Genomic DNA, 26,728 nt, shown 5'->3' with positions numbered 1-26,728 from the left:
GTTTTTTGATCGTTGTATTTGATTCCTTCCGTGTCTCAGGTTTTAAAAATGTCTTCAGCGCCCGATTTTTTATTAGCACAGCAAGAGAAAAGGTTTATTGCTTTTTCTATCTTTGCAATGTGTCTTACTGTGACTGCTTCTAATGTTTTGGTTCAGTATCCTGTCTATTGGTTTGGGTTGAATGAACTTCTGACCTATGGCGCTTTTACCTATCCCTTTGCTTTTTTAGTTAATGATTTGACCAATCGTTTTTATGGTCCATCTGCTGCACGGCGTGTGGTTTATGCTGGTTTTTTTGCTGGCTTTTTTGTTTCTTGGATCTTAGCTACGCCGCGGCTTGCAATTGCTTCCAGTTTAGCATTTTTATTTGGGCAACTCCTCGATATTGTTGTTTTTACTCCTTTGCGACGTAAAACATGGTGGAAAGCGCCGTTAGCAGCAGCGTTAGTTGGTTCAGCTTTGGATACGGTTGTGTTTTTTGCTCTTGCTTTTTCTAGTTGTTTTTCTTTTATCGATCAGATTACAGGTTATATCGATAATTCTCTCCCAGGGGCTACTATTTTGGGAGAGGTTGAGATTCCAATTTGGCTCTTACTTGCTTTTGGCGATTTTTCGGTAAAAATTGTTATGAGTCTGTTTATGTTGATTCCTTATGGAACAATCCTTAGAGCTGTAAAAATCCCTCTTTGTAAAAATCATTCAAAAGATGAATCATCTTTTATTCGTAACGCGTAACATTTATTGATCCTCTTCTTCTTGAAGGCGGGAGAGGCTGCCTTGTCTTTTGCGAGAGGTACTTTAGCAGTATATACAGTATAGATGTTTTTTATAATAACACATTAATTTGTAAATGATAGTTTATCATTTTTCAACTTGAATAAGAGTCCCGAATACAATAAGATTCTCTGATTTCAAATCTTCTCATCACAAATCAATAAAAATTGTTCACTTGTGCGTCACAAGAGATGTGTGGGTAAAAATCGTTTAAGAAAAAGCTAAGAATACTTCTCATGAATCATTTAAATGTGGAAGTTTTGGCAATATTGATAGCTGGAAAATAGAGTGACGGTATCGGTTTGTATAGATGCGTATTTCAATGTCACAATATGCTATCGTGTTGCTGATTTAAAAAGCTTTTTTACCTTTTATGCGGATGCGTTTTTTTATCGCTAAAAAGCGTTTCTAATTGTTTTGTTATAGCATTGGCGAGTTCTTCGGCATTCATGATTGTTACAGCGCGTTGATAATAGCGTGTGACGTCATGACCAATTCCAATGGCAATGAGTTCTATAGGCGAATGTGTTTGGATTTCTTGAATCACGGCGCGTAAATGCCTTTCAAGATAATTGCTGGAATTAACGGACAGTGTTGAATCGTCAACAGGAGCTCCATCAGAAATAACCATGAGAATACGACGCTGTTCGCGCCGTGATAAAAGGCGTTGATGCGCCCAAATCAATGCTTCACCATCAATATTTTCTTTCAGCAATCCCTCCTGCATCATTAAACCTAAATTACGCCGTGCACGACGCCATGGTGTATCAGCACTTTTATAGATGATATGACATAAATCATTAAGGCGCCCTGGGTTATGGGGTTTGTTTTGGTTAAGCCACTGTTCGCGCGATTTTCCCCCTTTCCAAGTTTTGGTAGTAAAGCCTAAAATTTCAGTTTTAACGCCACAACGTTCAAGAGTTTGTGCTAAAATATCCGCACAACTTGCTGCAACAGTAATTGGTCGTCCTCGCATTGAGCCTGAATTATCAATGAGGAGTGAAACAACAGTATCTCGAAATTGCGTATTACTTTCCATTTTGAAAGAAAGCGGTTGTGTGGGATCAATGATAAGGCGTGGGAGTCGTGCTGTATCGAGGTATCCTTCCTCAAGGTCAAAATTCCAATTACGATTTTGTTGTGCCATAAGGCGGCGCTGTAGGCGGTTTGCTAAGCGTCCAACGATGTTTTGGAGATGATTGATTTGTTTATCAAGATAATGGCGCAAGCGATCCAATTCGCTTTCAGAACAAAAATCTGTTGCTTCCAAAACTTCATCAAATTGACGGGTAAAAACTTTATAATTGCCAAGTCTTTCCATTTGTTCTGAATCGGCGAGAAAGCGTTTAGATTTGTTTGATTTTCCTTGCCAAGGGCTTCTTTCTTGTTCTTCCTCGACTTTATCATTGTCGTATGATTGTGTCGCTTGCGTTTTTCCTTTGTCTTGCGCATCGCTTTCTTGTTCAGTTGTTGCTTTTTCTTTGCTCTGGGCGTGTTTTTTGTTTTGGCTTTCTTCTTCTGTTTGATTTTGTGGTTCACAGCTGTTTTTTAATTTTTTATTGTTTTCACTATCAGAAGTTTCTTCTAGTTTTTCTGCCATTTTGAGTGTAACAAGCATTTGACGAACAATCTGTGCAAAAGCATGTTGATTATGAATATAATGTGTCAGTTTGTTCAGTTCTGTTGCGGCTTTTTGTTCGATTTCTTGACGCCATAACTCCAAGACAGGTCCTGCTTCTTTTGGAGGAGGACGTTTTGTTGTTTTTTCGCGTAGTAAAAGTGCAATTGCTTCTTGTATAGGCGCTTCACTTTGGCTGCTAATCTTTTGGTAATGGGCTCTTTGATATTTATCGGCGAGCATTACATCAAGATTTTGTGCAATTCCCTCCATGGCTAAAGTGCCGATTGTTTCAACACGTGTTTGTTCAAGAGCGTCAAAGATGGCGCGTGCTTCTGATTCTGGTGGTGCAAATTGTGTGTGGATGCTGTTGTCGTGCCATGCTTTGCGTAGAGCCATAGAATCACCTAATCCGCGGGTAATTTTTATATCTTTATCTGTTGCATGCTGTGGTAATTCTGGTAAGCGTGCGTTGTTTCCACTTAAGGAGGGTCTGTTATGACTAAAGGAAACTTCAAGGTTAGGCGTGCCGGCAATTGCACGAATACAGGTTGAAAGTGCTTTTTTAAAAGCCTCAGCATCAAGAGTGTTGTTGGGAGAATCGTTTGTGAGATTTTCGCTCTTGTCGCCAGTGTCGGTAGCCATGATTGACATATCCCTTAAGGCAAAACACCATGAATGAGTGATTCGGGAAGTTCTTGCCCAAAGGCACGTTGATAAAATTCTGCGACAGTAGCGCGTTCGAGTTCATCACATTTATTGAGAAAGGTTAGCTTAAAGGCAAAGCCAACATTTCGAAAAATTGTTGTATTTTCTGCCCAAGTAATGACAGTGCGTGGACTCATGACTGTTGAAAGATCTCCATTAATAAAAGATTGACGTACCATATCAGCAACATGAACCATTTGTGAAATTGTCTTTTTCCCTTCTGTTGTCTGAAAAGATTTGACTTTTGAACAAACGATATCAATCTCTTTATTATGGGGCAAATAATTGAGTATCGTCACGATAGACCAGCGGTCCATTTGCGCTTGATTAATTTGTTGTGTACCATGGTAAAGTCCTGTCGTATCACCAAGGCCAATGGTATTTGCAGTTGCAAAAAGACGAAATGCTGGATGAGGTGTGATGACACGGCTTTGATCAAGCAAGCTTAACCGTCCAGAGGCTTCAAGGACGCGTTGGATAACAAACATAACATCGGGACGGCCTGCATCATATTCATCGAAAACAAGGGCAATATTGTTTTGATAAGCCCATGGCAAAATACCTTCTTTAAATTCAGTGATTTGTAAGCCATCTTTTAAAACAATGGCATCTTTTCCTACTAGATCAATGCGGCTAACATGACTGTCGAGATTAATTCGGATACAAGGCCAGTTAAGACGTGCGGCAATTTGTTCAATATGTGTTGATTTACCTGTACCGTGATAGCCAGAAACCATAACACGGCGGTTAAATGCAAAGCCTGCTAAAATCGCTAAAGTTGTTTGTTGATCAAAAAGATAATCGGGATCTACATCGGGAACGTGGGGGCTTTTTGTGCTAAAAGCAGGCACTTTCATATCCGTATCAATATTAAACAGATCACGAGCGCAGAGCGTAATATCGGGCACATTTTCGACGGGAAGTTTTGTTTTTTTCATTGTTTTTCTGGAAGGAAGGACGCCATTTATTTTCGTTCGTTGAGAACGATACAAGAGTTAGAACACTTATGCAATGCTTTACAATGAGAGTCTTGGATAGGAAAGAAACGCTTTAGCAGATATTTTAACATGCTTCTGAAAAATAATAGACAAATTTATCATTTTGCAACTTAAACGAGAATTCCGAATACAGGAATATTCTCTCCATTTCAAATCTGTTTATGGTGAATCAATAAAAATGACTCACTTGCACGCATAAGTTGGATTGGCGTATGAACCAAGCTTTTTAAGGCAGCAGCAAATATGCCTCTCATGTATTGTCTAAATATGAGAGTAATTGCAAAGTTATCAGTTGGTAAAGAAGAATAATGATGCTGGCTTGACTCTTGCATAAGTTAAGGTGGATGTACAATGGGAACAAGATGATTCAGAAGAAAATTCCTTTGGGTGTGTGCCGCTGTTTGTTAGCACAAGCCAGCTTTCTTGAGCAAATTATAGGCGTGCAAAACATCGCGAAAACGCTCTTCTGAAGAACGATTGCCGCCGTTGGAATCAGGATGGTGCTTCTTTACCAGTTCTTTATATTTTGTTTTGATATCTTCAGCTGAAGCATTTGCTGGTAATCCCAATGTATCAAAAGCTTTGGCTTCTAAAGGTTTTAATTTTCGTGAGAAATTATTGGCTGAATGACGCCCAGTAAACAGTGTAAGTGGGTCGCGCATACGATTTTGATAGGCAGCTGTACCAGAGCGAATTTGTGCATAATTGGCTGCTGTTTTTTTCGACGTGCTATTGCTAAAATCGGTAGGCCATGTTGGACGATGTCCTGTGAGAGCATCCTTTTGGAACTTTGCAATATCTTTATCGCTAAGACCAGAGAAGTAATTAAAATTTTTATTATAGGCACGTACATGATCAATACAAAAGTATAGATATTGCCCTTCGTGATTTCGACCTGCTGGTGCTTTATGGATTCCTGTTTTTTCACAACCTTCCCATTGACACTGTTGTGCTTCTGATTCAGCTTTTTGCTTTTTATTAGAGCTGATTCGAATTGAGTCGAATAATTTAGATGTTATTGTCATATCTTTGGTTTATGCAAAATCGATTGATTTGACAAGAATTGACTTTTGAAAAATTTATTTTCACACTCATTTAATAATGAAAAAGGTGCATTACACTGTTCATTTTATGAAGGAATAAAAAATGTCTACTGCAATCCAGACAACGATTCAGATGAAGCTCCAAGACGCTTTTCATCCACAGAAACTTGAGGTAATTAACGAGAGTCATCTTCATGAGGGGCATCCTCATGATGAGCATGCTTTTGATGGTAAAGGGGAAACGCATTTTCGGGTGAAAATACTGTCTTCTTCTTTTTCTGGTATGAAGCGTGTGGAGGTACATCGAGCGATTTATCAAGTTTTACAGAAAGAATTAGCAACTTGTGTTCATGCTTTGGCACTTGAGGTTGAATCTGTTTAATTTTCCTCGTTGTTTAAAACTTTTTCAAGAGCGGGGGTGTGCTTTTCGATAAATTTCCAGCAAGTAGTCTGTATCAACATGGGTGTAGGCTTGTGTAGTCGAGAGGCAGGCATGGCCTAGAAGTTCTTGAATAGTGCGCAAATCTCCTCCCCGTGACAAAAGGTGGGTGGCAAAAGAATGACGTAATGTATGGGGGGTAGCAGTTTCTGGTAAACCAAGGTTTACACGTAAATTTCGAACGGCTCGTTGAATAATGGCTGGCTGTAAGACACCCCCTCGGGCGCCGCGGAACATTGGTTGAGTGTCCACTAAAGGATACGGGCAGCATTTGAGATAATTGTGTACAGTTTCGTAAACGACTTTAATGAGGGGGACAAGGCGTGTTTTCCCACCTTTTCCCCTTACAAATAGACTTGTTCTTTGGGGATCGGAAAATTGTTCTGGTGTGAGGCTTAAGGCTTCAGATATGCGCATTCCACAGCCGTAAAGAAGCGTTAAAACAGCAGCGTTACGGGCAGTGATCCATGGTTCATTTTCCTGTTGATTTTCTTGTTTGACTATATGGAGTGCTGACTTTATCGCTAAAGGTTTTGGTAGCGATTTTGGTTGTTTTGGAGTTCGCACAAGTTTAGCAGCAGGAACGCTAACTATTCCTTGGCGCGATAAGTAGTTAAAAAAAGAGCGTAAACCCGCCATCCCTCTGCTTAAAGAGCGGGCGCTTATATTGTGCGTGCGACGATAAGCCAAATAAGCGCGCAAGTCCATGACGCGCAAATTGGTGAGATCATTAAAGGTCGGTTGGTGCCCTAAATGTTGACAGAGAAAAGACAAAAATTGTCGTGTGTCACGCTCATAGGCTTTAGCTGTTTGTGTGGCCATGCGACGTGTTCTTATAAGACCATCTAACCAATTTTTCCTTGCCGATAAAACAGCATGGTCAGCTGGAATCAGAAAGACATTTTCATCTTTTCTACCGTCATTTTTTGCGGGCATCTCTAGTTGAGAGTCTCTTTCTTTTTAGGGGTGTCGTTTTCAGAGTCGTCACTCTTTTTTTGCAATTGTTCTTCATGATTACCGAGGTGCTTTTCACCTTTTAAAGAGAGTATTTTTAAAAGATTATGCGTTGACATAAGATGCGCAAAAATCAATCCTAAAAAGCCATTTTTATGGAGCTTGGCTAGTTGGCTTGCAGAGAGTTTATTTAGCTTTTCCTCATCAACAATCCAGAAATGTTCCAATTGTGCTGAAAGGCCTTTGTCGTTTTTCACATTGATTGATTTTTGACTGAGAAGATCCATCTCTAAAAGAGCATCAATAAATTCAGAGGTTTTTTCCATAGCGATTTTAAAGCTTTCAAGAAACTGAATACGCTCTTCCATAAAAGGTGAAATAGAACCATCGGAATTAAAAAGTTCCGTGCCTGCAACTTCATTAAACATGCCTGATTGCTGATCAAAACAAACGGAAAGCTCTTTTTCATTGCTAATTTGTGCAAGAACAAAAGGGTAGCGACGGACAAAAGCCGGAACATAAGTATTTGTTTTCCAGCTTTTATCAGAAGTAATGTAGTCATTTTCGTCGTTAGAAAGACCTACTAGTGCAGCGGATGTATAGTGTTTTTTCTTTTGTTCGTCTTCTGCACACATAAACAGAATAGGATAGTCTAGTGCTGCTTGAAAATATTCACTACTTGCTAAAGGAACCCAGTGAGTATCTTTGGCGAAAGACATATCACTTGGAGGAGCAAACTTCAGATTTTTATGAGAAATTTTGTTGATTGGGGTAATATCTTTGTAGAACAGCATGACATTTGCCATAAGACTTCTCCTTTATTAATTTATTTGTTACCAAGAAAAGTCTTTTAGGAAGATTGTCTCATATGGCAACAAGATTGAATAGAAAATTACGAGATTGAAGGTTTCATTTTCGAGAGATAACATTTTCGCATGAAGTATAATCAAAAAAAGCTTAAAAATAAAGTCTATCTTGCCATTATTGGTTCGCCCCATGGCATAAAAGGGGACATTTTGGTTAAAACTTTAAGTGATAAACCACAGCATTTAAAGGCTTATGGTACCCTTTATGATGATATGGGACACTCTTATGAAATTGTAACGCTTCGCATGCAAAAAAATAATGCTATTGTGCATTTTAAAGGGATTGAAGATCGCAATGCTGCCGAAGCTTTAAAAGGGATTCGCCTTTATGTTGTCCGCGACCAATTGGTGGATGATTTGGAAGAGGATGAATTTTATCAAGTTGATCTCATTGGGCTTCGTGTTCAGAATTGTGTTGGTCAAATATTGGGCGAGGTGAGTGGTTTTTTTAATTTTGGGGCTGGTGACTTGCTTGAAATACGTTTGAATACGGGCGAAACTGTGCTTATTCCCTTTAGCAAAGTGGCGGTGCCAGAAATTTGCATTGCTTCTGATTTTCTTATTGTTGATCCAGTGGCTGCTGGTTTAAGTGATGCAGCAGAAAAAAATTAAAGGGAAAAAGAGCTCGAACCAAACAAATGAAGGCAAAAAATGAAGGAATGCAAGAACGTGCTTTCAAGCATATGGGTTAGCAGAATCTTGAAATGTTTCTTGAATTTTTGAGCATTCTTAGCAAGACACGCTTTAAAGCAGAGTATCGGAGTGTTTTGTACAGAGTCGATGAATGATCTTGCTTTGGATAAACACTGTAGTGTTAATGAGAGAACCGGTTGGTACTGTTATAGTTTTTGCTAAAACGAAGGATGAAAGAATGAAAAAATGAAGTTTCAAGCGCGTATTTTAACGCTTTATCCTGAGATGTTTCCAGGCTTTTTGGGTTATTCTTTAGCAGGGCAAGCTTTAGAGCGAGGAATATGGTCGCTGGAGACAGTGCAGATTAGGGATTTTGCTTTGGATAAACACCATAGCGTTGATGATACACCAGCTGGTGGGGGGGCTGGTATGGTGATGCGGGCAGATGTGTTAGCCGCTGCACTTGATAGCTGCCCACATGATTCGCCAAGGTTGTTGATGAGTCCGCGTGGGCGCCCTTTTAACCAAACTTATGCACGTTCTTTGGCACGTGAATCCGGTGTAACCTTGGTTTGTGGACGTTTTGAAGGTGTAGATGAACGGGTCATAGAAGCGCGGGAATTAGAAGAAGTGTCTATTGGTGATTATATTCTTTCCGGTGGGGAAACCGCTGCATTGGTTATTTTGGATGCTATTATACGTCTTTTGCCTAGAGTTATGGGCAATGAGGCTTCTGCAAAATGTGAAAGTTTTGAAAATGGTTTGCTTGAGCACCCTCAGTACACGCGCCCTTCTCTTTTCGAAGGGCGGGGTATTCCGCCGGTATTAACATCAGGCCATCACCAAGCTATCGCGGATTGGCGTCAACAGCAAGCTGAATTGTTAACACGTCAACGTCGTCCAGATCTTTATGCTCTTTATGATAAAAATCGTCAGGAAACTTGATTCATGTTGTAAGGTAGTGTATTGCATGGCTCTCTTTTTGGAGAGTTTTTCTGTAAAGGGTTTTCTATAATTCCAAATTAAGATGAAGGAATGGTGTATTCGCTCCTGCGTAAGGCATAGCCTAAAGAACTTCTTTTCTTTGTATGAAAAAGCTTTTTGGCAAGAGTTGAGCGCTCTGACTGTTCGATAAAGAACATGAAGGATAAAAGAAATGAATATTATCGCACAGCTTGAAGCTGAACAATGTGCAAAAATTGAAGCAAAACGCCAGCTCCCAGCTTTTCAACCAGGGGATACAGTCCGCGTCATGGTACGCGTGACCGAAGGTACACGTACACGTGTTCAAGCTTATGAAGGAATTTGTATTGCACGTTCAGGTGGTGGGTTGAATGAGACCTTTACAGTGCGCAAGATTTCTTATGGTGAAGGTGTTGAACGTGTCTTTCCGATTTATTCTCCCTTGATCGAAGGTGTTGAGCTTGTGCGCCGAGGTAAAGTGCGTCGTGCAAAACTTTATTATCTTCGTGGTTTGAGAGGTAAAGCTGCACGTATCTCTGAAAAGAGAGATTACCGCAAAAAGGGTGAAAAGGTTGCTGAGAGAGCAGAAACGGCAGCTGTTAGTGCAAATGCTACAACGCAAGATGCTGAGTAAATATTGCATCTCATAGAATTTATGCAAAAACGGCTTTTATGTCTTCCATGGTTCGTGTTTGTGGTTAAAGGAATGGCTTTTCGTGCGCATAAAAACGTTGATTTTCTCCCGAGTCTTTTTGTTTTAAATTCTCTTAAATTACGGCTGAAAATCAGATCCTTGAAGGGTATATCCTTGATATTTTAAAAATGGGCATGCATGTAGTTAAAAAAATGTATGTTTGTATTTGAGAAACGACGTTAGACCTTTGACGTGAAGATAAAATTGTATTAGATTGAAGCGAGCTTTGTGGCTTGCGTCTGTAGAACAATCGGTTTTTTATATGCGTGACCTTTAATCCGTTATTTGAGATAACCGACCTGCAATGTTGGCATTTTAAGATGCTAAATAAGTGAAAGTGATAATGCACTGGATCGTTTTGTGCGAATTTTATCGCTCATGATGTGGTTGCAGTAAAGCTAGGTCAGGATATTTTATGACAGAGACAATTAGGATGAAAGAGCGCCCTCGTTCTCCTCATGTGAGTATTTATCGTTGGACTATTACGATGGCAATGTCGATTGCGCATCGTATCACCGGTATGGCTCTTTATTTCGGAATAGTCTTTCTTGCTCTTTGGTTAGTTTCAGTCAGCTGTGGGGCTGAGATGTTCAGAACAATTCATAAGATTTATAGTTCTTGGCCTGGGCTTTGTATTTTGTTTCTTTATACTCTTGCGGGGGTTCATCACATGGTTGGTGGTATTCGTCACATTGTTTGGGACCTAAAACCTTGCCTTTTGGCTAAAGAAAAGGCAACAGTAACTGCTTGGGCGACAGTGTTTATTTCTCTTATTGTTACTTTTGTGATTTGGATTATTGGATATAGCATTGTCTAGTTGGGGGAAAGAGATATGAAAAAAGACTTTCGAACAGAACTTGGGAAAGTCCGTGGACGTGGAAGTGCGCATGAAGGAACAGAGCATTTTTGGCTACAGCGTCTAACAGGTTTTATAAATCTGCCGCTTTTAATATTTTTCATTGTTCTTATTCTCTCACTTGTTGGAAAGGACTATAGCATTGTGCGTGCACGACTTGCGCATCCTGTTGTTACTGTTTTAATGGGATTAATGACTCTTTCGGTTCTTTATCATATGAAGCTTGGAATGCAGGTTGTTATTGAAGATTATATTCCGCGTGAGGGCCTAAAAATATTCTTCTTGGTATTAAATATTTTGTTTTGTTTTGCTCTAGGTGGTGTCATCATTTTTGCTCTCTTAAAGATTGCATTGGGAGGTTAAACGATATGGTGAGCAAAGTATCATCTCTGGGGGTTAGAGCAGGTAATGCTCCTTATCACACTGTGGATCATAAATTTGATGTCGTCGTCGTTGGTGCGGGTGGTGCAGGTTTACGTGCAACGCTTGGAATGGCGGAACAAGGTTTGAAAACAGCCTGTATCACAAAGGTTTTCCCAACTCGGTCGCACACGGTTGCAGCACAGGGTGGTATCGCAGCGTCACTTTCGAATATGGGGCCTGACAATTGGCAATGGCATTTGTACGATACGGTGAAGGGGTCTGATTGGCTGGGTGATACCGATGCAATGGAATATTTGGTGCGTAATGCACCTGCCGCTGTATACGAATTAGAACATTATGGAGTGCCTTTTTCTCGTACGCAAGAAGGTAAAATTTATCAACGACCTTTTGGGGGACATACGACAGAGTTTGGAGAAGGGCCGCCAGTTCAGCGCACTTGCGCAGCAGCTGATCGTACGGGGCATGCAATTTTGCATACACTTTATGGGCAGAGTTTAAAGCATAATGCGCAGTTTTTTATTGAATATTTTGCTCTTGATTTGATTATGACAAATGGTGTTTGTACAGGTGTTGTGGCGTGGAATCTTGATGATGGTACAATACACCGTTTTTCTGCTAAAATGGTTGTTCTCGCAACGGGTGGCTATGGGCGTGCTTATTTTTCGGCAACATCAGCACATACTTGTACGGGTGACGGTGGTGGAATGATCGCGCGTGCTGGGCTGCCACTCCAAGATATGGAATTTGTTCAATTCCATCCTACAGGTATTTATGGTTCTGGTTGCTTAATCACAGAAGGGGCGCGTGGTGAAGGTGGCTATTTGGTCAATTCTGAAGGTGAACGCTTTATGGAGCGCTATGCGCCTTCCTTTAAAGATTTGGCTTCACGTGATCTTGTTTCGCGTTGTATAACGCTTGAAATCCGTGAAGGACGTGGTGTTGGTCCGAAGAAGGATCATATTCATTTAGTTCTTAACCATATTGATCCTGCTATATTGCATGAGCGTTTGCCGGGGATTTCTGAATCAGCACGGATTTTTGCAGGTGTTGATGTAACAAAGGAACCTATCCCCATTCTTCCAACAGTCCATTATAATATGGGTGGTATTCCCACCAATTACTATGGGGAAGTTCTCAATCCAACGGCAGATTCACCTGATCGTGTTCAACCAGGTTTGATGGCAGTGGGAGAAGCTGGGTGTGCTTCTGTCCATGGAGCCAATCGTTTGGGTTCAAATTCATTGATTGATCTTGTTGTGTTTGGGCGTGCAGCTGCGATTCGTGCTGGTGAAGTGATTGACCGCGATGCAGAAATTCCACCTCTCAATGAATCAGCCGTTGACGAAATTATGGCGCGGTTTGATCGTTTACGCTTTGCTCAAGGGGGGACACCAACCGCCGTGTTGCGTGAAAAAATGCAACGCACTATGCAGGAAGATGCTGCTGTATTCCGTACAGCAGATTCTTTGCAACAGGGATGTCAGCGTATAAGCCAAATTTGGGGTGAACTGTCTGATCTCAAAGTGACAGATCGCTCACTGATATGGAATTCTGATTTGGTTGAAACATTAGAACTTGAAAATCTCATGGCCAATGCAATAACAACTGTTTATTCAGCAGAAGCACGTCTAGAAAGTCGGGGAGCGCATGCACGTGAAGATTATCCAGAGCGTGACGACAAAAATTGGCGTAAACATACACTTTCACATTTATCAAAAGAAGGAAAGGTAACGTTGTCGTATCGTCCTGTCCATGTGGAGCCGTTAACATCTGAAGTAGATGGCGGTATTGATTTAAAGCGTATTGCGCCTAAAAAACGCGTTTACTAAGGGGAGAATAAATTATGGTACAAATTAAGCTTCCCAAAAACTCACAAGTGAAAGCTGGAAAGGTTTGGCCTAAGCCTGAAGGTGCTACACAACTGACAGAATTTCATGTTTACCGTTGGTCACCAGATGATGAGGAAAATCCTCATCTTGATACCTATTATGTAGATCGTTCAGCTTGCGGTCCAATGATTCTTGATGGGCTTTTGTTTATTAAGAATCATATTGATCCAACTTTGACTCTTCGTCGATCGTGCCGTGAAGGTATTTGTGGTTCCTGTGCAATGAATATTGATGGGACAAATACGTTGGCTTGCACTAAAGGTATGGATGATGTGGCGCATCCTATTAAAGTGTACCCACTGCCTTCCATGCCGGTTGTCAAAGATTTGGTTCCTGATTTGAAGCGTTTTTATGCGCAGCACCGTGTGATTGAGCCTTGGTTGCAAACTGTTTCACCGGAGCCAGCAAAAGAATGGTTACAAAGTCACTCCGATCGCCAAAAAATTGATGGCCTTTATGAGTGTATTTTGTGCGCTTGTTGTCAGACATCATGTCCTAGCTATTGGTGGAATGGTGATCGTTATTTGGGACCAGCTATTTTGCTCCAAGCGTATCGCTGGATTGCTGATTCGCGTGATGAGATGTGCGGAGAACGTCTTGACAATCTGGAAGATCCTTTTCGGCTTTATCGGTGCCATACGATTATGAATTGTACGCAAACTTGTCCAAAGGGGTTAAATCCAGCTAAGGCAATTGCTGAGATTAAAAAACTTATGGTTGAACGCCGCCTTTAAAAATTTAACAGTTATCAGGAGAACCTGAGAGGAGAGGTGGTGTGTACGGTCTTTATGTCTTTGAAGTGATACACGTGACTTAATCTGTAAAAGCTTATTGACTTTTATATGAGAATTAAGAAAACGGTGTTTATCGCTTTTAAAAAAGGAATATCTGTCCTTTTAAGCAAAAAAGATGCTTCACTGAGAAAATATATCTTGAATATAGAATAACAAGTCATAAGAAAGTGACGCGGCTTGAGCAGTTGTGGTTTTCACAGAAATTAATGTTTAATCCTGATGAAGTTTTATGGGTGGCTAATTTTACATTCTTTCACGTTTCTTCGTAGAAGATAAAAATGTCTGCTGTAGTTTAGGCTCTCAGTTTGTCATCGCACTTTATTGTTATTGGTATGCAAGTATAAGAGAGTTATTTGAATAACGAAAATGCCTTCTCATCTTATTTTTTTTACAATATTTAGGTAGGAAAGTATAGGTTGGGATTTTCAGAGAAAAAGCTTATATGAATCGTTCCTGTGGTTAAAAAGTGATTGCAATACTGCAAAATTATGCTCAAAAGGGAGCCAAAAATAGGGTAAATTGGCATCAAAAGATAGTAAAATTGGTTTCAAGATATTTTCAGATGCAAGTCTGGTTTGTTATAAAAAATAGAGTATGGCGAAAGAAGATTTTAATGGCAATTACCCGTAACTACGCGGTGATGAGGCCAATATATTACGTCATCCATTAGCAAATTGGAATGTAAGTTATTTCCGTAGATTTTGTAAGGAAGTGGTTTCAGTAAAAGACGTCTGTGTTGATGATGAGAAGGTCGTTAGAATTTTGGAGCGATAAGCTATCGTCTTTATGACGACAATCATTTGTAGTTTTCTAGCGTAAATATTTCATAGAAGTTACGTTGATATGTAAATCGAGAGCTCTCTCTTTTGTTGAAAGATTTTTTGTGTAGTGATTTTTCTTTGGGGTTGTATCATCAATTTTTGCCTCCTTTGTTATAAGAGTATAAAAGGCTCACTAGAAAAGTAAGTGGGGATGAAAGTTTATTTAAAAAGATTAATAAATAACTACAACAATTTATTGCAGCTGTTGTGGGGCGTATGATACTGAAGGGTTTTCTTAAACTATCTTTGATTTAGAAAAAATGGGATCATAAAAAACCTCAGAAAGTTTCCGATTCTTAAAAAATAATACTACATCTACTGTAGTGTAAAGCACTATCTTTATCATTTCTAGATCGAGTTGACGACCAACTTCTGATCTTTTAATCAATGTGGCACACCGTTCGAATGTTTGTAAAGCATTATTGGCATGTGTTGTTGTAATTGATCCTGGATGCCCAGTGTTCAAGGAGTTGAGATATTCCCACGCTTCGTTGCCCCGCAGTTCCGCAAGAAAAATACGGTCAGGCGATTGACGCAGACACGCATCTAGACACTCATCAGCTGAAACACGGCCCACATCGTTACCATAAAGCATATGTATATGGTTTGGATGATTGGGTAAAAAAAGCTCATGAACATCTTCAATCGTGATAATGCGCTCTTCTATAGGTACTTTTTCAATTAAAGAACGAGCAAATGTCGTTTTACCCGACCCTGTTTTGCCTGCGATAATAATATTACGTTTGTGAAGTACGCATTCTTCTAAAAACGCAAGAATTTTTCTATCACGTTTAAGATGCAAGAGTTGCACTTCAAATGGCTCTAACCGTGTGAAATCTTGCTTCAATAACAAGTTATTTGCTTCTTTTTCTGAAGGCTTATTAAAGCTTACATCGGTAAAAGCATCAAATGCACCTTCTTCGTTGAGTTCCTCTAGCGTTTTAACCGTGAGGGAATGCTTACGAATCACAAAAGAGAGTGTACCATCGATAACAGCTGGTGTTTGTACAATTGTACCGCGCTGCCCTCCGGGTAAGCGCACATAACTAATACTCCTAGGAGCCATACCGTTATAAACGATAATGGCCGTAATAAGCGTCTGCAAAAAAGCAGTCGTTAGTTCTGGTACACTATGTACTTGCCAACCCTCAAAGCTTTTTGTCCACACTTCGCAAGGGCGGCAGATTGATAATTCAGTAATTTTCGGATCTTCTAAGAAGTGATCAAGCGGTTGTAAAAGCTGTGCAACTGCTTGATCTTTCTGTATTTTGTTAACGTGTAACGAGGCTGTAGACATTACTAAAATCCAGATCACGAGCAACAAAAATATTCACTCTCTCGCCTTGGTTTTTGTAGAGTGTTGGGACAATGTTGATTGAATTTTGAAGGACGTCAGTCACTACCGATTCAGCATTCTGCACACTCTGAGATTGTGTTTTTTCCTTACTTCCTCGCCCAATTTTATCTTTTACCCATTCTCCTAAATCACCGATTATGCTTACCATAATTGCGCCACCGAACCGTTGCCAAAAATGTGTATCGATCCAACCACCGATGCCAGCTTCTCCAAGAGGGCCAGTACCGGGTGAGTCAAGATTGACAATAACACCAGAAGGCGTTTCAATGCGCGACCATTGCACGAAGACACGCGTTTGCCCTTGTTGTATGCCGCTTTGGTAAAAACCAACAACTTTAGAACCGCGATCTAACAGAACAACCCGACCGCTTGTGGAATAAACATCACGTGTTAAATGACAGGTTGTCATTCCTGGTTGTGATGTAATGATTTTCGTTTCCAGTGTGCAATCTATCTGTGTCCCCTGTGTAATTAGGAGATCACGATTACGAAGTTGAACTGCGTGTGATTGATCTAAACGCACGGGTTGTAAGTTATTGAATAACAAGCTATTATTTCTATCACCGTCAGATGTATCATTTTTCGAATACTCTGCAGTGCCCTCACTCCCACCGTTATTAAGACTAGAACTTAACATACGTTTGCGCGCTAATTCTTCAGAATCTTTAATTAAATGTGGTGGAATTGTTGTTTGAAGAAGTTTAGCCCAAGCCGCTGGAATATCCTGTGTTGAGTCCTCCGTTTGTGTTGGTTTTTCGATTTCCTCTACAACCTGCGGCTCTTCTATAACGCGAGGAGTATAGTGTGGTATAATTTGTTGCACTGTCTGTTGAGGTTTTTCTTCCTCTACTTCTACAGTATTACGCATTTTTAAAGCTTTCCAGGTTAGAGCAATTGGTATAATGATTATGACAACAAACCCTACCATCAACAATATACGCGCACCAGGAATCGTTGGACGGCGCTCTAAACCTAGCTCGGAGCTACCATACGCACCATCAATTTGCTCCTGCTCTATGTAGCCCAGTTCCGCACCTTTATTGATATCATCCCCTTTCTTATCGTCGAACATTATTTCTCTCCTTTATTGATGCGATGAACCACCGAAGATATTGTTCCAGTTGTATTTGGTATACCATTAGGGTCATAGGCTTCATTAAAAACAGCTAAAGCACGCTTGCCAAGCCGTATGAGCCACTTGGGATTGACCTTATGAACGGCGATAATATCATTGGAAGCACCTACAACAGTGCGCGGTATTAAGCTTTCATTGCCTTCAGCATCCACTACGTAAATTGATGGCATATCCATGTTAGCAGAAAATTTAAAATAGGTAATACGTCCATTGTCCCAAACATTTATTGGAGCAATATCTTGATTGCCGCTCATGGTATAGCTGAGGTTATAACCTTTCACGCCTTTATGAAAACCACGCTCAATGGCAAGCTGCTGGTCGGCAATCTGTTGGTCATTTCCTTCTTGTTTTTGTGTATTGGCGTCAGGATAATGGAAGGCTAATTCATAGGTGGAACCAGCACGATCATTCCGAAATTGTAGCCGGAACTTATAGCTGCGCTTGTCAGTTACAACGATAAGATTTGTATTGGCAAGCTCTGCTTTTGGCTTAATAAAGATATGCCGTCCCTTGTGTGCAAAGGCATAAGCATCCGAATCACCAAAGGCATGAGTGATATATTGTTCACCTTCTTCAAGGATGATATGTGTGGCTACGCCAAGAACAGTTTCAATTTGAACGACATCAGCTGCGTTATACATTACATAGCGAATGCGATGATCATATTGTGAACTAGATGGAGTTTTAAGTGCTTGCACGGGTACCGTATAAAGAAAGGAAAAAAACGACAATAGAACAATAAACGCAAGTTTTTTCATAATAATCAATTCCTTAATTATTTAACAGTATTTCCGGATCAGCACGGTAACTTGTCACTTGGAAACCAAGGGGGTTAAGTAATCGATCAGATGATTTCATCGGTGTCCCAACATAGGTGTAGCCAATTGTTGCGATTTGGTGTTGTTTTGGTCCAACGATACCATTACTTTCATGTTGTTGTGTTGTAAAACGTACAGTTGCTTGACCACGTCCATTAGGCTGGATCGATCGTACTTTAACCGTGATGCGTGCTTTATTGGAAAGCACTTGGTCACGTGCATTTTCACCCTCATAGATTTGATAAAATTCTTGTTGAACAGCTGGTGCACTTAAAAGCGCCGTAGTATCATAGCTCAGCTGAATGGTATCATAGTCGTAAGTTTCGCGGTTGAGCACATATTGGTTGAGCCAGTACCTATCTACAACTTCACCATAACTGGTTTCATGTTCGCGTATTACAGAAATTACATCGACCGCGCCAGTTGTATTATCAACGCGTAGCACCAAGGGCGTTGGAGCTGGTTGGGAGAAACCGACAACTCCACACATCATACCGAACAACCCAAAAATGCCAACAACACCTGCTACCCGCCATGCAGTCCTACGTGATTTTATAAATTCACTTATGAGTTCACGTTCCAAACCTCGACTTTCTTCATAATAACTATTAAGTCGTTCTGCTTTTACTGGTTTAGCTTGTTTTTTTCTCATATTGCTCCTCGCTGAATTTCGGCAGGGACTGTTTTATTAATAGGCACGCGGTTCCAGCCACTTGGTTGCTTTAGCTTTGGTGCTAATGCACAAGCCGATAAAAGACCGGCAATCAAAATTGTAAAAGTGGTCTTTCTCATTTTAACACTCATTTTTTATAACCGTAATGTATTCTCATAACACTTTTCTATCATTATTTCAATTTTGATTATAAAATAAAAGCATATAGTTTGCATTTGTTTCTTTTTTTTAATTTTATTATTTTATTCACGGTGATACCCAATTGTAGTGTAGATACTCTCCACTACGTGACAGAGGTATTTTGATTATTTAGTCATACGGCCTTTGCGAGAAATATTTCCCCCTACAGCATTTAATTTCCAGAGATGTCCAAAGGAAATGCCTTTTGCCAAAGCACTGGCAATACTTGATAGTTTAAATAACAGTACAATAGAGAGAATGGACAAGATGAGAGCACCACCAAGCGCATAACCCACATTTTGTTTTCCATCAAATTGCAGATCAGACATATAATTTGCAAAGATGTTCATCATCAGACTGAATATACTGGCTATGAACACAATAAAAATTGTATAGCTGAGGATTTGCGCTACCCATTGTTCGAAAAAGCGATGGGTTGGTTGCCAGAGCAAAGCAATGATAAAAAATGGTCCAAGCCCGACAAGAAGCATGAGTGAGCCCTTTGCCAGCAAGATGAATGCACCACCGATTGCCACGAGAAAACTTGTTGCGAGCAAGATGAGGATACCGAAGAGACCGTAAAGAAGCCCATCAGCATCTAAAAAAGCAGCTTCTTCAAAAGCTTCGTTTGCATGTTTGAATCCTTCTTGTGCAACATCATCAATAAAACTGGCGAATTGGTTGCTGCTTTTGTTTTGTGGGTTTTTTATGAGTGTCTCTATAAGTTGGTTAGGCATTTCGGTTATCAAATTTGCAATTTCATTTTGATAAAGCCCTACAGTGAGTGCTGTTGAAGTAATAATGCTTACACGCAGGCAACGGCTCAGGAATGTAGAGACTGGCATATCTATTGCACCGCGGATAACGAGCCATCCATACACGATAAAGGCGATGGTGAGGCCGACTGATACGATAGGTGTAATGGCAACAATTGCTTTTGAGGAAGTGTCTATGACATATGTTTCTGTCGCTGTATCAATTGCAGTGAACAGTTGCGTGAACATTTTGAAGTCCATGGCATTCCTCTTTAGTGAATTTTCAGTTTTTTATTATCTTTGGGACATAGATGCGTGGTATGTGCTTTATGGTGCATTTATGCGCTCTGCTATAAGCACTTTTCATCGGAACCGTTTGGGAGTGGATCAAATTTTCCGTGTATTCCTTCCAATTTTTAGAATTGTTCTCAACACTATGCATTGATTTTTTCCCACAAGTGAAGGGAGAAAAGATCTATGGCACGAGAGAAGATCATTATAAAAACTCATCGAATAGGTCGTATAATTGGCATTTGTTTATTTTGACTATTAAGAATTCCTATATTCCGTTCGCGTTTTAATTGACTGATAAGTGCTTGTTCAGCATTGCGCAAATGTGCAATCGTTTGTAACTTTGCGGTTTCATTTTGAATCATGGCTAGCATGGCCTTAATACGCGCTTGTAATTCGGCAATGCTTTTTAGATCTTTCGTTTCATCGACGTCCATCAATAATTGTGTGATTTGACTAAGGCGATTCTCTGTTTCTTGAAAAGCCTGCAGACTTACAGCTTTATCAATGACTGCTGCATATTGGCTGCGGTGGTTAATAGAATCACGTGATTGAGGGCGAAAATAATTTTCTTCTGTGATGATCTTATCGACCAATGTAGGAATTTGCGTGGCAACATACGACTTTTTAGTCTTATCGTAAATGAATTGCGGTCCCAACAAAAACCAACTGCTATCTTTTTTGGGTACCGCGGTGACTGTTCGAGAGCCCGTTATAGAATCATATATTTTTTGCCCGAAATTTTCATCCTGCGTATCAGATTTTTGTTTGGATATTGTTGGCTGAATATTATTCCGATTTTCGGAGCCATATCCTGTATTTCCTTGTTCTAATCCTTCTCCAAGTCTAGCCAATATTGCCTTCCTAAACTCATCCGTATCTAAATCTTGAAATGCGTTACGGAATTCTTGAGTACGCAATAAATTTTCTATTTGATCATATGTTACTTCATGCAATCGACCTGAATGGTATTTTTGCCGTATTGAATCTATTAAATTTTTCCGTTCTTGACTCGAATCTGCCAACGCCATACATGACGTTCCAAGAACCACACTCAATACTGCTGTAACAATCAGCTTTTTCATATTCAGTTCCTTTTAATTTGCATATATTGCAGAAGGATTGATAATCATTATTGCTTAGTTACCGATGACCTTAAAATTCACTTATGAGTTCACGTTCCAAACCTCGACTTTCTTCATAATAACTATTAAGTCGTTCTGCTTTTACTGGTTTAGCTTGTTTTTTTCTCATATTGCTCCTCGCTGAATTTCGGCAGGGACTGTTTTATTAATAGGCACGCGGTTCCAGCCACTTGGTTGCTTTAGCTTTGGTGCTAATGCACAAGCCGATAAAAGACCGGCAATCAAAATTGTAAAAGTGGTCTTTCTCATTTTAACACTCATTTTTTATAACCGTAATGTATTCTCATAACACTTTTCTATCATTATTTCAATTTTGATTATAAAATAAAAGCATATAGTTTGCATTTGTTTCTTTTTTTTAATTTTATTATTTTATTCACGGTGATACCCAATTGTAGTGTAGATACTCTCCACTACGTGACAGAGGTATTTTGATTATTTAGTCATACGGCCTTTGCGAGAAATATTTCCCCCTACAGCATTTAATTTCCAGAGATGTCCAAAGGAAATGCCTTTTGCCAAAGCACTGGCAATACTTGATAGTTTAAATAACAGTACAATAGAGAGAATGGACAAGATGAGAGCACCACCAAGCGCATAACCCACATTTTGTTTTCCATCAAATTGCAGATCAGACATATAATTTGCAAAGATGTTCATCATCAGACTGAATATACTGGCTATGAACACAATAAAAATTGTATAGCTGAGGATTTGCGCTACCCATTGTTCGAAAAAGCGATGGGTTGGTTGCCAGAGCAAAGCAATGATAAAAAATGGTCCAAGCCCGACAAGAAGCATGAGTGAGCCCTTTGCCAGCAAGATGAATGCACCACCGATTGCCACGAGAAAACTTGTTGCGAGCAAGATGAGGATACCGAAGAGACCGTAAAGAAGCCCATCAGCATCTAAAAAAGCAGCTTCTTCAAAAGCTTCGTTTGCATGTTTGAATCCTTCTTGTGCAACATCATCAATAAAACTGGCGAATTGGTTGCTGCTTTTGTTTTGTGGGTTTTTTATGAGTGTCTCTATAAGTTGGTTAGGCATTTCGGTTATCAAATTTGCAATTTCATTTTGATAAAGCCCTACAGTGAGTGCTGTTGAAGTAATAATGCTTACACGCAGGCAACGGCTCAGGAATGTAGAGACTGGCATATCTATTGCACCGCGGATAACGAGCCATCCATACACGATAAAGGCGATGGTGAGGCCGACTGATACGATAGGTGTAATGGCAACAATTGCTTTTGAGGAAGTGTCTATGACATATGTTTCTGTCGCTGTATCAATTGCAGTGAACAGTTGCGTGAACATTTTGAAGTCCATGGCATTCCTCTTTAGTGAATTTTCAGTTTTTTATTATCTTTGGGACATAGATGCGTGGTATGTGCTTTATGGTGCATTTATGCGCTCTGCTATAAGCACTTTTCATCGGAACCGTTTGGGAGTGGATCAAATTTTCCGTGTATTCCTTCCAATTTTTAGAATTGTTCTCAACACTATGCATTGATTTTTTCCCACAAGTGAAGGGAGAAAAGATCTATGGCACGAGAGAAGATCATTATAAAAACTCATCGAATAGGTCGTATAATTGGCATTTGTTTATTTTGACTATTAAGAATTTTTAGATTTCGTTTGTGCTTTTGCTGTTTGATAAGTTCTTGTTCAGTGTTGCGTAAATGTGCAACCATTTGCAATTTTACAGCTTCATTTTGGATCATAGCTAACATGCTTTTTATACGAACATGCAGATCGGCAATGCTTTTTAGATCTTTTGTTTCATCAATTTTATTTAATAATACTAAAATATGATTTAAACGAGCGTCTGTGTTCTCAAAAGCTTCCTCACTTATATTTTTGTCTATAACTGTTGTATATAAGATGCGCTTTTCGATAGATTTACGCATGTCACTGGCAGACCCAATAAGATCTTCTTTTCGCTGCATGTCTGTGAGTGATGCCACTATTCCTGAACGTTTTTCTTTATTATAGATTGATTTTGGATCTTTGAGAAAAAAACTAGAATAATCCGCTTGTCCAGTACCGGAATTCCGACTTCCTGTTATAGATTTATAGGTTTCTTCCGCTTTCTCGAGTTGCTTTTTATTCATTTCAAGTTGTTGTTTCATCAAATTGATCATATCTACATAATGCTGTGGGACAGAAGGTTTTTTAGGCGATGGTTTTTTAGATGATCCAAAAATATTGGGCCACCCTGTTGGAACTGTAGCACTTAAATCTGCAGCTCCTGCCCCCCATGTAAAAGCTACTGCTGCCCTTAGAGTTCCTAAAGTTACTACTAGTACTACTGCAATAATTACCTTTTTCATATTTCCCTCCTATCAGCTTTTACATGTTGCAAAAAAATTGGTAACCATACTGCGGGATCACTGCCTACCTCAGCGATAATGCTTTCGGCCAATTCTGCGTTATCAGGTGTACCTGATAACACCAAGATTTCATCACTAAAATCGTGTTCGATAGTTTCTCCATTTACCGTTATATGGAATTTTCCAAGATTAAGTTCTGCGAGTGCAGATTGATCACCCTGTTTGATGAGAAACTGACGACTAAATTCACCAAGTCCTTTAATCAATTCAAACTCAGTATCTGTTAGCTTAAAACCTTCTGTATAATCTTCGTAATTTGCTTTAGGATTTGCTAGAAAAATATAGGTTGCACACTGCTGAATGAGGGTTTTGGCGATATTGCTTTCTAAAGCGTCACTGGGTTCTTGCGTAGCGTAAACAAAAATACCATTTTGTTTACGGATGGTCTTTTGTTTATTCTTTGCTAAATCTTCAAAGTACGGGTCTTGTAAAGGTTTCCAAAACTCATCAAAAATATACATAAATCGCTGTCCGCTAATCATTCCTTCCGTGCGGTACAGCAAATACATCATAACAGGTGTACGAGCTTCTGGGTTATCTAGGAATTCGGTAATATCAAAGCCGTAAATTTGATGTGTAGAGAGATCAAGTGCATCATTGGGATTATCAAATAACCATCCATAATCACCTCCTTCACACCATTTTATCAAACGAGCGTGAACAGAAGGGTGTGCATTATGGTCACCTAAATGCGGATTTGGCAAAAATTGCACCAAAAAAGACAAGCGACGCAATGATTTGTCAATATTGCTACTCATGACAGACATGACAGCTTGATTAATTTCCTCTTCGTCGTGGTGTGTAACTTTACCACCAGATTCTGCCAATTTTTTAACAAATTGTTTTAGAAAAATCAGGTTATCTTGTGTAGGGGGAAGTTGAAATGGGTTGAAACCACTTGGTCTACCAGCTTTAAATGATAGGTATTGACCACCCATCGCTCGAATGACAATTTCCATACCACGATCTTTATCAAAAACAACAGTTGTCGGCTTGAATTTTTGCGCTTGTGCTAATAAAAATCCAAGCAGCACAGTTTTACCGGAACCAGATTGCCCGATGAGTGCAGTATTTCCAAGTAAGCGCTTATCTGTTGCATCTTCTTCAAGTTTAGAGGCATGGAAATTGAAATAAAGCGGCGTTTTACTTGTTGTTTTAAGAATTGTAACGGCCGGTCCCCAAGGGTTTCCACTCGGCTTGCCTGACATAAAATTATGAAAGGATGAAAATGACAAAAAGTTCAATGACGTGATTGGTGCGGGGCGTGGTCGCCATTTCCAATTTCCAGGAAGTTGTGCCCAATAACCAGCTTCTATAGCCAAATCTACGGGTTTTGGTAACACGGCAACATCCAGAAGTGCTGCACTTGCTTTTGCCATATGGTCACGAACTTGTTGAATTGTATCACCATAGATGGTTAGTGTACAATGATGCTCACCCATGACAAAGTGTCCACTTACGAGCTGATTTAGTGCTTCGTCAATTTGCTCAATTTGACTGGTGGCCACATCGCGGGTATCGATAAGATTGCGCTGATGTCTCTGCAAATAATCTTTAGCCGCATGTCGCGAGAGCACTGAAAAACTCTGTGTCAAGACGAACTCAAAATCACTTTCCAGCAAAACATTGAACTGACCTGGTTTTGTTACCACGTCGTATTCTTTAATTTCTATCATTCCGAATCGACGCATTCCACTAATTGTACGAAGTTCACCGAATGCTCCCCACTTTGAAAAAAAAGGCCGATTAATAGACATATAATCAGCAAAACGGTCATGACAGACTGGCATAGGATGGTATTCGCTATTGACAAGCATGCCAAGAAATTCAAGTGCAGAAGAATAAACATAACCATTTTTTTCATAAGTGCTAAGAAGCTCTGCACCATAATGTTTTAACGATTGACCTAAAGTACGATTAATATCATTGAGCGCTTTGATACATGATTCTTGCCGCATCTTTTTCTGCTCGAGCGTTTCACGTTCATGTTTAGAAAAGAATGACATAACCTTATCAGCCACCGGCTGGAAAACGATAGTCAAATAGAGGTCATTAACCATCAGATTATAACCAGTAAAGCTTTGCCGGTACTTCTCATCAAGCTGGTGGCAAAACATTTTATCAAATGTTGAAGCAGGATATTCATAAACACGACGGCGCACAACATGTGTCCACAATGACAAGTTGGCCGATGCAATACCACGGAGAGTGTTGTTTAGCTCCTTAGTCCATCGAAAAATATCCTCTTCTGAAGCACTTTGATGTGAACGCCCATCAATTTTCCAAACCGACAAATACTCTGCATTTTTGGTAGAGATAATCGTATCTGTAATATGGTGTGAATAAGGTATGAACAGGCTTACTGGCGTCTCTGACACAAGACGCTTGTTGCTTTCAACAGCCGTCATGCTTACCTCCTTTTACGGTAGTTAGAGGGACTGTAACTTGATGCACCCCAAAAGCTCTTGTTGCGGTTGCGGAATTTGCTATCGATCCACAACCACCAAATCCGAAATGCCTTATCATCATTCTTGGTAATTTGTGCCATAATGAACCATAATGGTAATGCAATAATCCATAAAAAAATACTTACCGTCATGGCAATGGCAGCTATACTTACAACCATAGTTATGAGCGGCATCATTGGTACACCCCAAACTGTTGGAACGCGAGTGGCTCCTTTAAATAAGGGGAATGTTTTATGTTTTTGCGGTTTCATCAGGAACTCCAATTAAATGATATAAAACAATATCCTGCTAAGATAAAATGCTGCACTCGCTATGATAATACTGAACGCCCATCGTAAGAATGTAGCTTTTGTGATGAGGCGAAATGCATAAATGAGCAATAGAAATAAAAGCATAACAGCACCAGCAATAGGAATAATAATACTAAGCTCATACTGCAGAACTATGAGCATATCCAACTTACTCATTTTTTCTTGGGCACATGTCGGCTGAATCGTTAAAAATACAGTTAGAGCCGCTAAAACAGTACTCACTTTTCTGCTAATTTTTGTTTGAAGAGTATTGGCGTATTTCATACTTTTATTCTCATCATGGTTGAAGTTGTCATAAAAGACGTTCATTCATTCACAGCATAAACGAAAATCACCACTGCTATATCTACAATAGGATGTATAAAAGACGTTTAAAACATTTTGTATTATCCGTGCTTTGCAATAAGTAACAATTAGAATTAAACAACATGCCGTTAGAATGAAATGCAGAATCTGTGACGACAACACAGGCTGCTCATCGTATCATATCTCCTTTGATGTAGCGGTCTGCGTAACCAATCGCCGAAGCACAAAATATTACAACAGCAGCAAGGGGGATGATTATAGAAATTTCTATTTTCAGAGCATCTAAAGGTTTTTTAGCATTTTTTAGGATTTTTGAAGCATATAAAGGACTCATCATAGAAAACACAACAACAACTGCAAAAATTATATTACCTCTGTTGTCATTTTTTGATTGGAAATTATTTAATCGTTCCATATTGCTCAACCTCATGAAATTTAGTTGGCATAAACAGTTTTTTGCAGAAC

General features: G+C 39.7%; 28 protein-coding genes and 1 pseudogene. 9 read left to right on the top strand and 20 right to left on the bottom strand.

What is annotated here, in order from left to right; all coding sequences use genetic code 11:
• Window positions 1-48: 48 nt before the first annotated feature.
• Complete coding sequence (locus J7R13_RS01115) at window positions 49-735, top strand: VUT family protein (protein ID WP_208437087.1); 687 nt, start codon at window positions 49-51, stop codon at window positions 733-735.
• A 403-nt stretch (window positions 736-1,138) separates the two neighbouring features.
• On the opposite strand, the gene cobT is transcribed toward J7R13_RS01115, so the two are convergent.
• The 3 genes from cobT to J7R13_RS01100 form a co-directional block, all read right to left on the bottom strand.
• Entirely contained in the window at window positions 1,139-3,037 is a 1,899-nt protein-coding gene (cobT, locus tag J7R13_RS01110) for a cobaltochelatase subunit CobT (protein ID WP_208437086.1), read from the bottom strand.
• 14 nt (window positions 3,038-3,051) lie between these two features.
• Window positions 3,052-4,038 (bottom strand): cobaltochelatase subunit CobS, encoded by a 987-nt coding sequence (cobS, locus tag J7R13_RS01105; protein WP_208437085.1) that lies wholly within the window; start codon window positions 4,036-4,038, stop codon window positions 3,052-3,054.
• A gap of 464 nt (window positions 4,039-4,502) precedes the next feature.
• Window positions 4,503-5,123, bottom strand: a complete 621-nt coding sequence (locus tag J7R13_RS01100; protein WP_078691565.1) for a J domain-containing protein — start codon at window positions 5,121-5,123, stop codon at window positions 4,503-4,505.
• Window positions 5,124-5,244: 121 nt separating this feature from the next.
• On the opposite strand from J7R13_RS01100, the gene J7R13_RS01095 reads away from it, so the two are divergent.
• Window positions 5,245-5,523, top strand: coding sequence for a BolA family protein (locus J7R13_RS01095; protein WP_004857923.1), 279 nt, complete (start codon window positions 5,245-5,247; stop codon window positions 5,521-5,523).
• Between the two features lie 24 nt (window positions 5,524-5,547).
• Here J7R13_RS01095 and J7R13_RS01090 read toward each other — a convergent pair whose 3' ends face one another.
• Entirely contained in the window at window positions 5,548-6,516 is a 969-nt protein-coding gene (locus J7R13_RS01090; RefSeq protein WP_208437084.1) for a tyrosine recombinase XerC, read from the bottom strand.
• 2 nt (window positions 6,517-6,518) lie between these two features.
• A complete protein-coding gene (locus tag J7R13_RS01085) occupies window positions 6,519-7,340 on the bottom strand; it encodes a SapC family protein (protein ID WP_208437083.1) in 822 nt (273 codons plus the stop codon).
• Window positions 7,341-7,469: 129 nt separating this feature from the next.
• Between J7R13_RS01085 and rimM the strand changes: the two genes are divergently transcribed.
• The 7 genes from rimM (at window position 7,470) to J7R13_RS01050 (ending at window position 13,553) form a co-directional block, all read left to right on the top strand.
• On the top strand, window positions 7,470-8,012 hold the full coding sequence (rimM, locus tag J7R13_RS01080) for a ribosome maturation factor RimM (protein ID WP_208437082.1): 543 nt from the start codon (window positions 7,470-7,472) through the stop codon (window positions 8,010-8,012).
• Window positions 8,013-8,279: 267 nt separating this feature from the next.
• Window positions 8,280-8,978, top strand: a complete 699-nt coding sequence (trmD, locus tag J7R13_RS01075; RefSeq protein WP_208437081.1) for a tRNA (guanosine(37)-N1)-methyltransferase TrmD — start codon at window positions 8,280-8,282, stop codon at window positions 8,976-8,978.
• 211 nt (window positions 8,979-9,189) lie between these two features.
• Window positions 9,190-9,630 (top strand): 50S ribosomal protein L19, encoded by a 441-nt coding sequence (gene rplS, locus J7R13_RS01070; protein WP_208437080.1) that lies wholly within the window; start codon window positions 9,190-9,192, stop codon window positions 9,628-9,630.
• A 475-nt stretch (window positions 9,631-10,105) separates the two neighbouring features.
• The gene (gene sdhC / locus J7R13_RS01065) at window positions 10,106-10,507 is read left to right on the top strand and encodes a succinate dehydrogenase, cytochrome b556 subunit (protein WP_208437079.1); all 402 of its coding nucleotides are present in this window, start codon (window positions 10,106-10,108) and stop codon (window positions 10,505-10,507) included.
• A 15-nt stretch (window positions 10,508-10,522) separates the two neighbouring features.
• Entirely contained in the window at window positions 10,523-10,909 is a 387-nt protein-coding gene (sdhD, locus tag J7R13_RS01060; RefSeq protein ID WP_208437078.1) for a succinate dehydrogenase, hydrophobic membrane anchor protein, read from the top strand.
• 5 nt (window positions 10,910-10,914) lie between these two features.
• Complete coding sequence (gene sdhA / locus J7R13_RS01055) at window positions 10,915-12,759, top strand: succinate dehydrogenase flavoprotein subunit (protein ID WP_208437077.1); 1,845 nt, start codon at window positions 10,915-10,917, stop codon at window positions 12,757-12,759.
• Between the two features lie 14 nt (window positions 12,760-12,773).
• Window positions 12,774-13,553, top strand: a complete 780-nt coding sequence (locus J7R13_RS01050; RefSeq protein ID WP_208437076.1) for a succinate dehydrogenase iron-sulfur subunit — start codon at window positions 12,774-12,776, stop codon at window positions 13,551-13,553.
• A 1,116-nt stretch (window positions 13,554-14,669) separates the two neighbouring features.
• Here the strand turns inward: J7R13_RS01050 and virB11 are convergent.
• The 15 genes and pseudogenes from virB11 to J7R13_RS00975 form a co-directional block, all read right to left on the bottom strand.
• Entirely contained in the window at window positions 14,670-15,731 is a 1,062-nt protein-coding gene (virB11, locus tag J7R13_RS01045; protein ID WP_208437075.1) for a P-type DNA transfer ATPase VirB11, read from the bottom strand.
• The gene (gene virB10, locus J7R13_RS01040) at window positions 15,706-16,863 is read right to left on the bottom strand and encodes a type IV secretion system protein VirB10 (protein WP_208437074.1); all 1,158 of its coding nucleotides are present in this window, start codon (window positions 16,861-16,863) and stop codon (window positions 15,706-15,708) included. Before virB10 ends, virB11 begins: the two co-directional genes overlap by 26 nt.
• Window positions 16,863-17,684, bottom strand: a complete 822-nt coding sequence (gene virB9 / locus J7R13_RS01035) for a P-type conjugative transfer protein VirB9 (protein ID WP_208437073.1) — start codon at window positions 17,682-17,684, stop codon at window positions 16,863-16,865. The genes virB10 and virB9 overlap by 1 nt, the downstream gene beginning before the upstream one ends.
• A gap of 13 nt (window positions 17,685-17,697) precedes the next feature.
• Window positions 17,698-18,396, bottom strand: coding sequence for a VirB8 family type IV secretion system protein (locus J7R13_RS01030; protein WP_208437072.1), 699 nt, complete (start codon window positions 18,394-18,396; stop codon window positions 17,698-17,700).
• The gene (locus J7R13_RS01025; protein ID WP_208437071.1) at window positions 18,393-18,536 is read right to left on the bottom strand and encodes a TrwH protein; all 144 of its coding nucleotides are present in this window, start codon (window positions 18,534-18,536) and stop codon (window positions 18,393-18,395) included. Before J7R13_RS01025 ends, J7R13_RS01030 begins: the two co-directional genes overlap by 4 nt.
• 186 nt (window positions 18,537-18,722) lie before the next feature.
• Window positions 18,723-19,613, bottom strand: coding sequence for a TrbL/VirB6 family protein (locus J7R13_RS01020; RefSeq protein ID WP_208437070.1), 891 nt, complete (start codon window positions 19,611-19,613; stop codon window positions 18,723-18,725).
• A 245-nt stretch (window positions 19,614-19,858) separates the two neighbouring features.
• Entirely contained in the window at window positions 19,859-20,728 is an 870-nt protein-coding gene (locus tag J7R13_RS01015; RefSeq protein ID WP_246786249.1) for a TrbJ/VirB5 family protein, read from the bottom strand.
• Window positions 20,729-20,801: 73 nt separating this feature from the next.
• Window positions 20,802-20,897 (bottom strand): annotated as a pseudogene (locus J7R13_RS01010) (TrwG protein); the annotation flags it as partial.
• A complete protein-coding gene (locus J7R13_RS01005) occupies window positions 20,894-21,037 on the bottom strand; it encodes a TrwH protein (RefSeq protein WP_208437071.1) in 144 nt (47 codons plus the stop codon). The pseudogene J7R13_RS01010 and the gene J7R13_RS01005, both read right to left, overlap by 4 nt.
• 186 nt (window positions 21,038-21,223) lie before the next feature.
• Window positions 21,224-22,114, bottom strand: coding sequence for a TrbL/VirB6 family protein (locus J7R13_RS01000; RefSeq protein ID WP_208437070.1), 891 nt, complete (start codon window positions 22,112-22,114; stop codon window positions 21,224-21,226).
• A 245-nt stretch (window positions 22,115-22,359) separates the two neighbouring features.
• Window positions 22,360-23,118: a TrbJ/VirB5 family protein gene (locus J7R13_RS00995; RefSeq protein WP_208437069.1), complete on the bottom strand. Its 759-nt coding sequence runs from the start codon at window positions 23,116-23,118 to the stop codon at window positions 22,360-22,362.
• Entirely contained in the window at window positions 23,115-25,586 is a 2,472-nt protein-coding gene (locus J7R13_RS00990) for a VirB4 family type IV secretion/conjugal transfer ATPase (RefSeq protein ID WP_208437068.1), read from the bottom strand. Before J7R13_RS00990 ends, J7R13_RS00995 begins: the two co-directional genes overlap by 4 nt.
• 2 nt (window positions 25,587-25,588) lie before the next feature.
• Window positions 25,589-25,897, bottom strand: a complete 309-nt coding sequence (locus J7R13_RS00985; protein WP_208437067.1) for a VirB3 family type IV secretion system protein — start codon at window positions 25,895-25,897, stop codon at window positions 25,589-25,591.
• 12 nt (window positions 25,898-25,909) lie between these two features.
• The gene (locus J7R13_RS00980) at window positions 25,910-26,221 is read right to left on the bottom strand and encodes a conjugal transfer protein (protein WP_208437066.1); all 312 of its coding nucleotides are present in this window, start codon (window positions 26,219-26,221) and stop codon (window positions 25,910-25,912) included.
• Between the two features lie 211 nt (window positions 26,222-26,432).
• A complete protein-coding gene (locus J7R13_RS00975; RefSeq protein WP_208437065.1) occupies window positions 26,433-26,678 on the bottom strand; it encodes a conjugal transfer protein in 246 nt (81 codons plus the stop codon).
• Between the last annotated feature and the right edge of the window lie 50 nt (window positions 26,679-26,728).

Origin of the sequence: Bartonella taylorii 8TBB (assembly GCF_902825155.1) — a bacterium.
Taxonomy (GTDB): domain Bacteria; phylum Pseudomonadota; class Alphaproteobacteria; order Rhizobiales; family Rhizobiaceae; genus Bartonella; species Bartonella taylorii_A.
Note: the sequence above shows the minus strand (reverse complement) of the source record. Positions and strands in the feature narration are given on the sequence as shown.

Bases quoted from the DNA above. Each gene is read 5' to 3' on its own strand.
- J7R13_RS01115 (WP_208437087.1), top strand. From the start codon at position 49: ATGTCTTCAGCGCCCGATTTTTTATTAGCACAGCAAGAGAAAAGGTTT.
- cobT (WP_208437086.1), bottom strand. From the start codon at position 3,037: ATGGCTACCGACACTGGCGACAAGAGCGAAAATCTCACAAACGATTCT.
- cobS (WP_208437085.1), bottom strand. From the start codon at position 4,038: ATGAAAAAAACAAAACTTCCCGTCGAAAATGTGCCCGATATTACGCTC.
- J7R13_RS01100 (WP_078691565.1), bottom strand. From the start codon at position 5,123: ATGACAATAACATCTAAATTATTCGACTCAATTCGAATCAGCTCTAAT.
- J7R13_RS01095 (WP_004857923.1), top strand. From the start codon at position 5,245: ATGTCTACTGCAATCCAGACAACGATTCAGATGAAGCTCCAAGACGCT.
- J7R13_RS01090 (WP_208437084.1), bottom strand. From the start codon at position 6,516: ATGCCCGCAAAAAATGACGGTAGAAAAGATGAAAATGTCTTTCTGATT.
- J7R13_RS01085 (WP_208437083.1), bottom strand. From the start codon at position 7,340: ATGGCAAATGTCATGCTGTTCTACAAAGATATTACCCCAATCAACAAA.
- rimM (WP_208437082.1), top strand. From the start codon at position 7,470: ATGAAGTATAATCAAAAAAAGCTTAAAAATAAAGTCTATCTTGCCATT.
- trmD (WP_208437081.1), top strand. From the start codon at position 8,280: ATGAAGTTTCAAGCGCGTATTTTAACGCTTTATCCTGAGATGTTTCCA.
- rplS (WP_208437080.1), top strand. From the start codon at position 9,190: ATGAATATTATCGCACAGCTTGAAGCTGAACAATGTGCAAAAATTGAA.
- sdhC (WP_208437079.1), top strand. From the start codon at position 10,106: ATGACAGAGACAATTAGGATGAAAGAGCGCCCTCGTTCTCCTCATGTG.
- sdhD (WP_208437078.1), top strand. From the start codon at position 10,523: ATGAAAAAAGACTTTCGAACAGAACTTGGGAAAGTCCGTGGACGTGGA.
- sdhA (WP_208437077.1), top strand. From the start codon at position 10,915: ATGGTGAGCAAAGTATCATCTCTGGGGGTTAGAGCAGGTAATGCTCCT.
- J7R13_RS01050 (WP_208437076.1), top strand. From the start codon at position 12,774: ATGGTACAAATTAAGCTTCCCAAAAACTCACAAGTGAAAGCTGGAAAG.
- virB11 (WP_208437075.1), bottom strand. From the start codon at position 15,731: ATGTCTACAGCCTCGTTACACGTTAACAAAATACAGAAAGATCAAGCA.
- virB10 (WP_208437074.1), bottom strand. From the start codon at position 16,863: ATGTTCGACGATAAGAAAGGGGATGATATCAATAAAGGTGCGGAACTG.
- virB9 (WP_208437073.1), bottom strand. From the start codon at position 17,684: ATGAAAAAACTTGCGTTTATTGTTCTATTGTCGTTTTTTTCCTTTCTT.
- J7R13_RS01030 (WP_208437072.1), bottom strand. From the start codon at position 18,396: ATGAGAAAAAAACAAGCTAAACCAGTAAAAGCAGAACGACTTAATAGT.
- J7R13_RS01025 (WP_208437071.1), bottom strand. From the start codon at position 18,536: ATGAGAAAGACCACTTTTACAATTTTGATTGCCGGTCTTTTATCGGCT.
- J7R13_RS01020 (WP_208437070.1), bottom strand. From the start codon at position 19,613: ATGGACTTCAAAATGTTCACGCAACTGTTCACTGCAATTGATACAGCG.
- J7R13_RS01015 (WP_246786249.1), bottom strand. From the start codon at position 20,728: ATGAAAAAGCTGATTGTTACAGCAGTATTGAGTGTGGTTCTTGGAACG.
- J7R13_RS01005 (WP_208437071.1), bottom strand. From the start codon at position 21,037: ATGAGAAAGACCACTTTTACAATTTTGATTGCCGGTCTTTTATCGGCT.
- J7R13_RS01000 (WP_208437070.1), bottom strand. From the start codon at position 22,114: ATGGACTTCAAAATGTTCACGCAACTGTTCACTGCAATTGATACAGCG.
- J7R13_RS00995 (WP_208437069.1), bottom strand. From the start codon at position 23,118: ATGAAAAAGGTAATTATTGCAGTAGTACTAGTAGTAACTTTAGGAACT.
- J7R13_RS00990 (WP_208437068.1), bottom strand. From the start codon at position 25,586: ATGACGGCTGTTGAAAGCAACAAGCGTCTTGTGTCAGAGACGCCAGTA.
- J7R13_RS00985 (WP_208437067.1), bottom strand. From the start codon at position 25,897: ATGAAACCGCAAAAACATAAAACATTCCCCTTATTTAAAGGAGCCACT.
- J7R13_RS00980 (WP_208437066.1), bottom strand. From the start codon at position 26,221: ATGAAATACGCCAATACTCTTCAAACAAAAATTAGCAGAAAAGTGAGT.
- J7R13_RS00975 (WP_208437065.1), bottom strand. From the start codon at position 26,678: ATGGAACGATTAAATAATTTCCAATCAAAAAATGACAACAGAGGTAAT.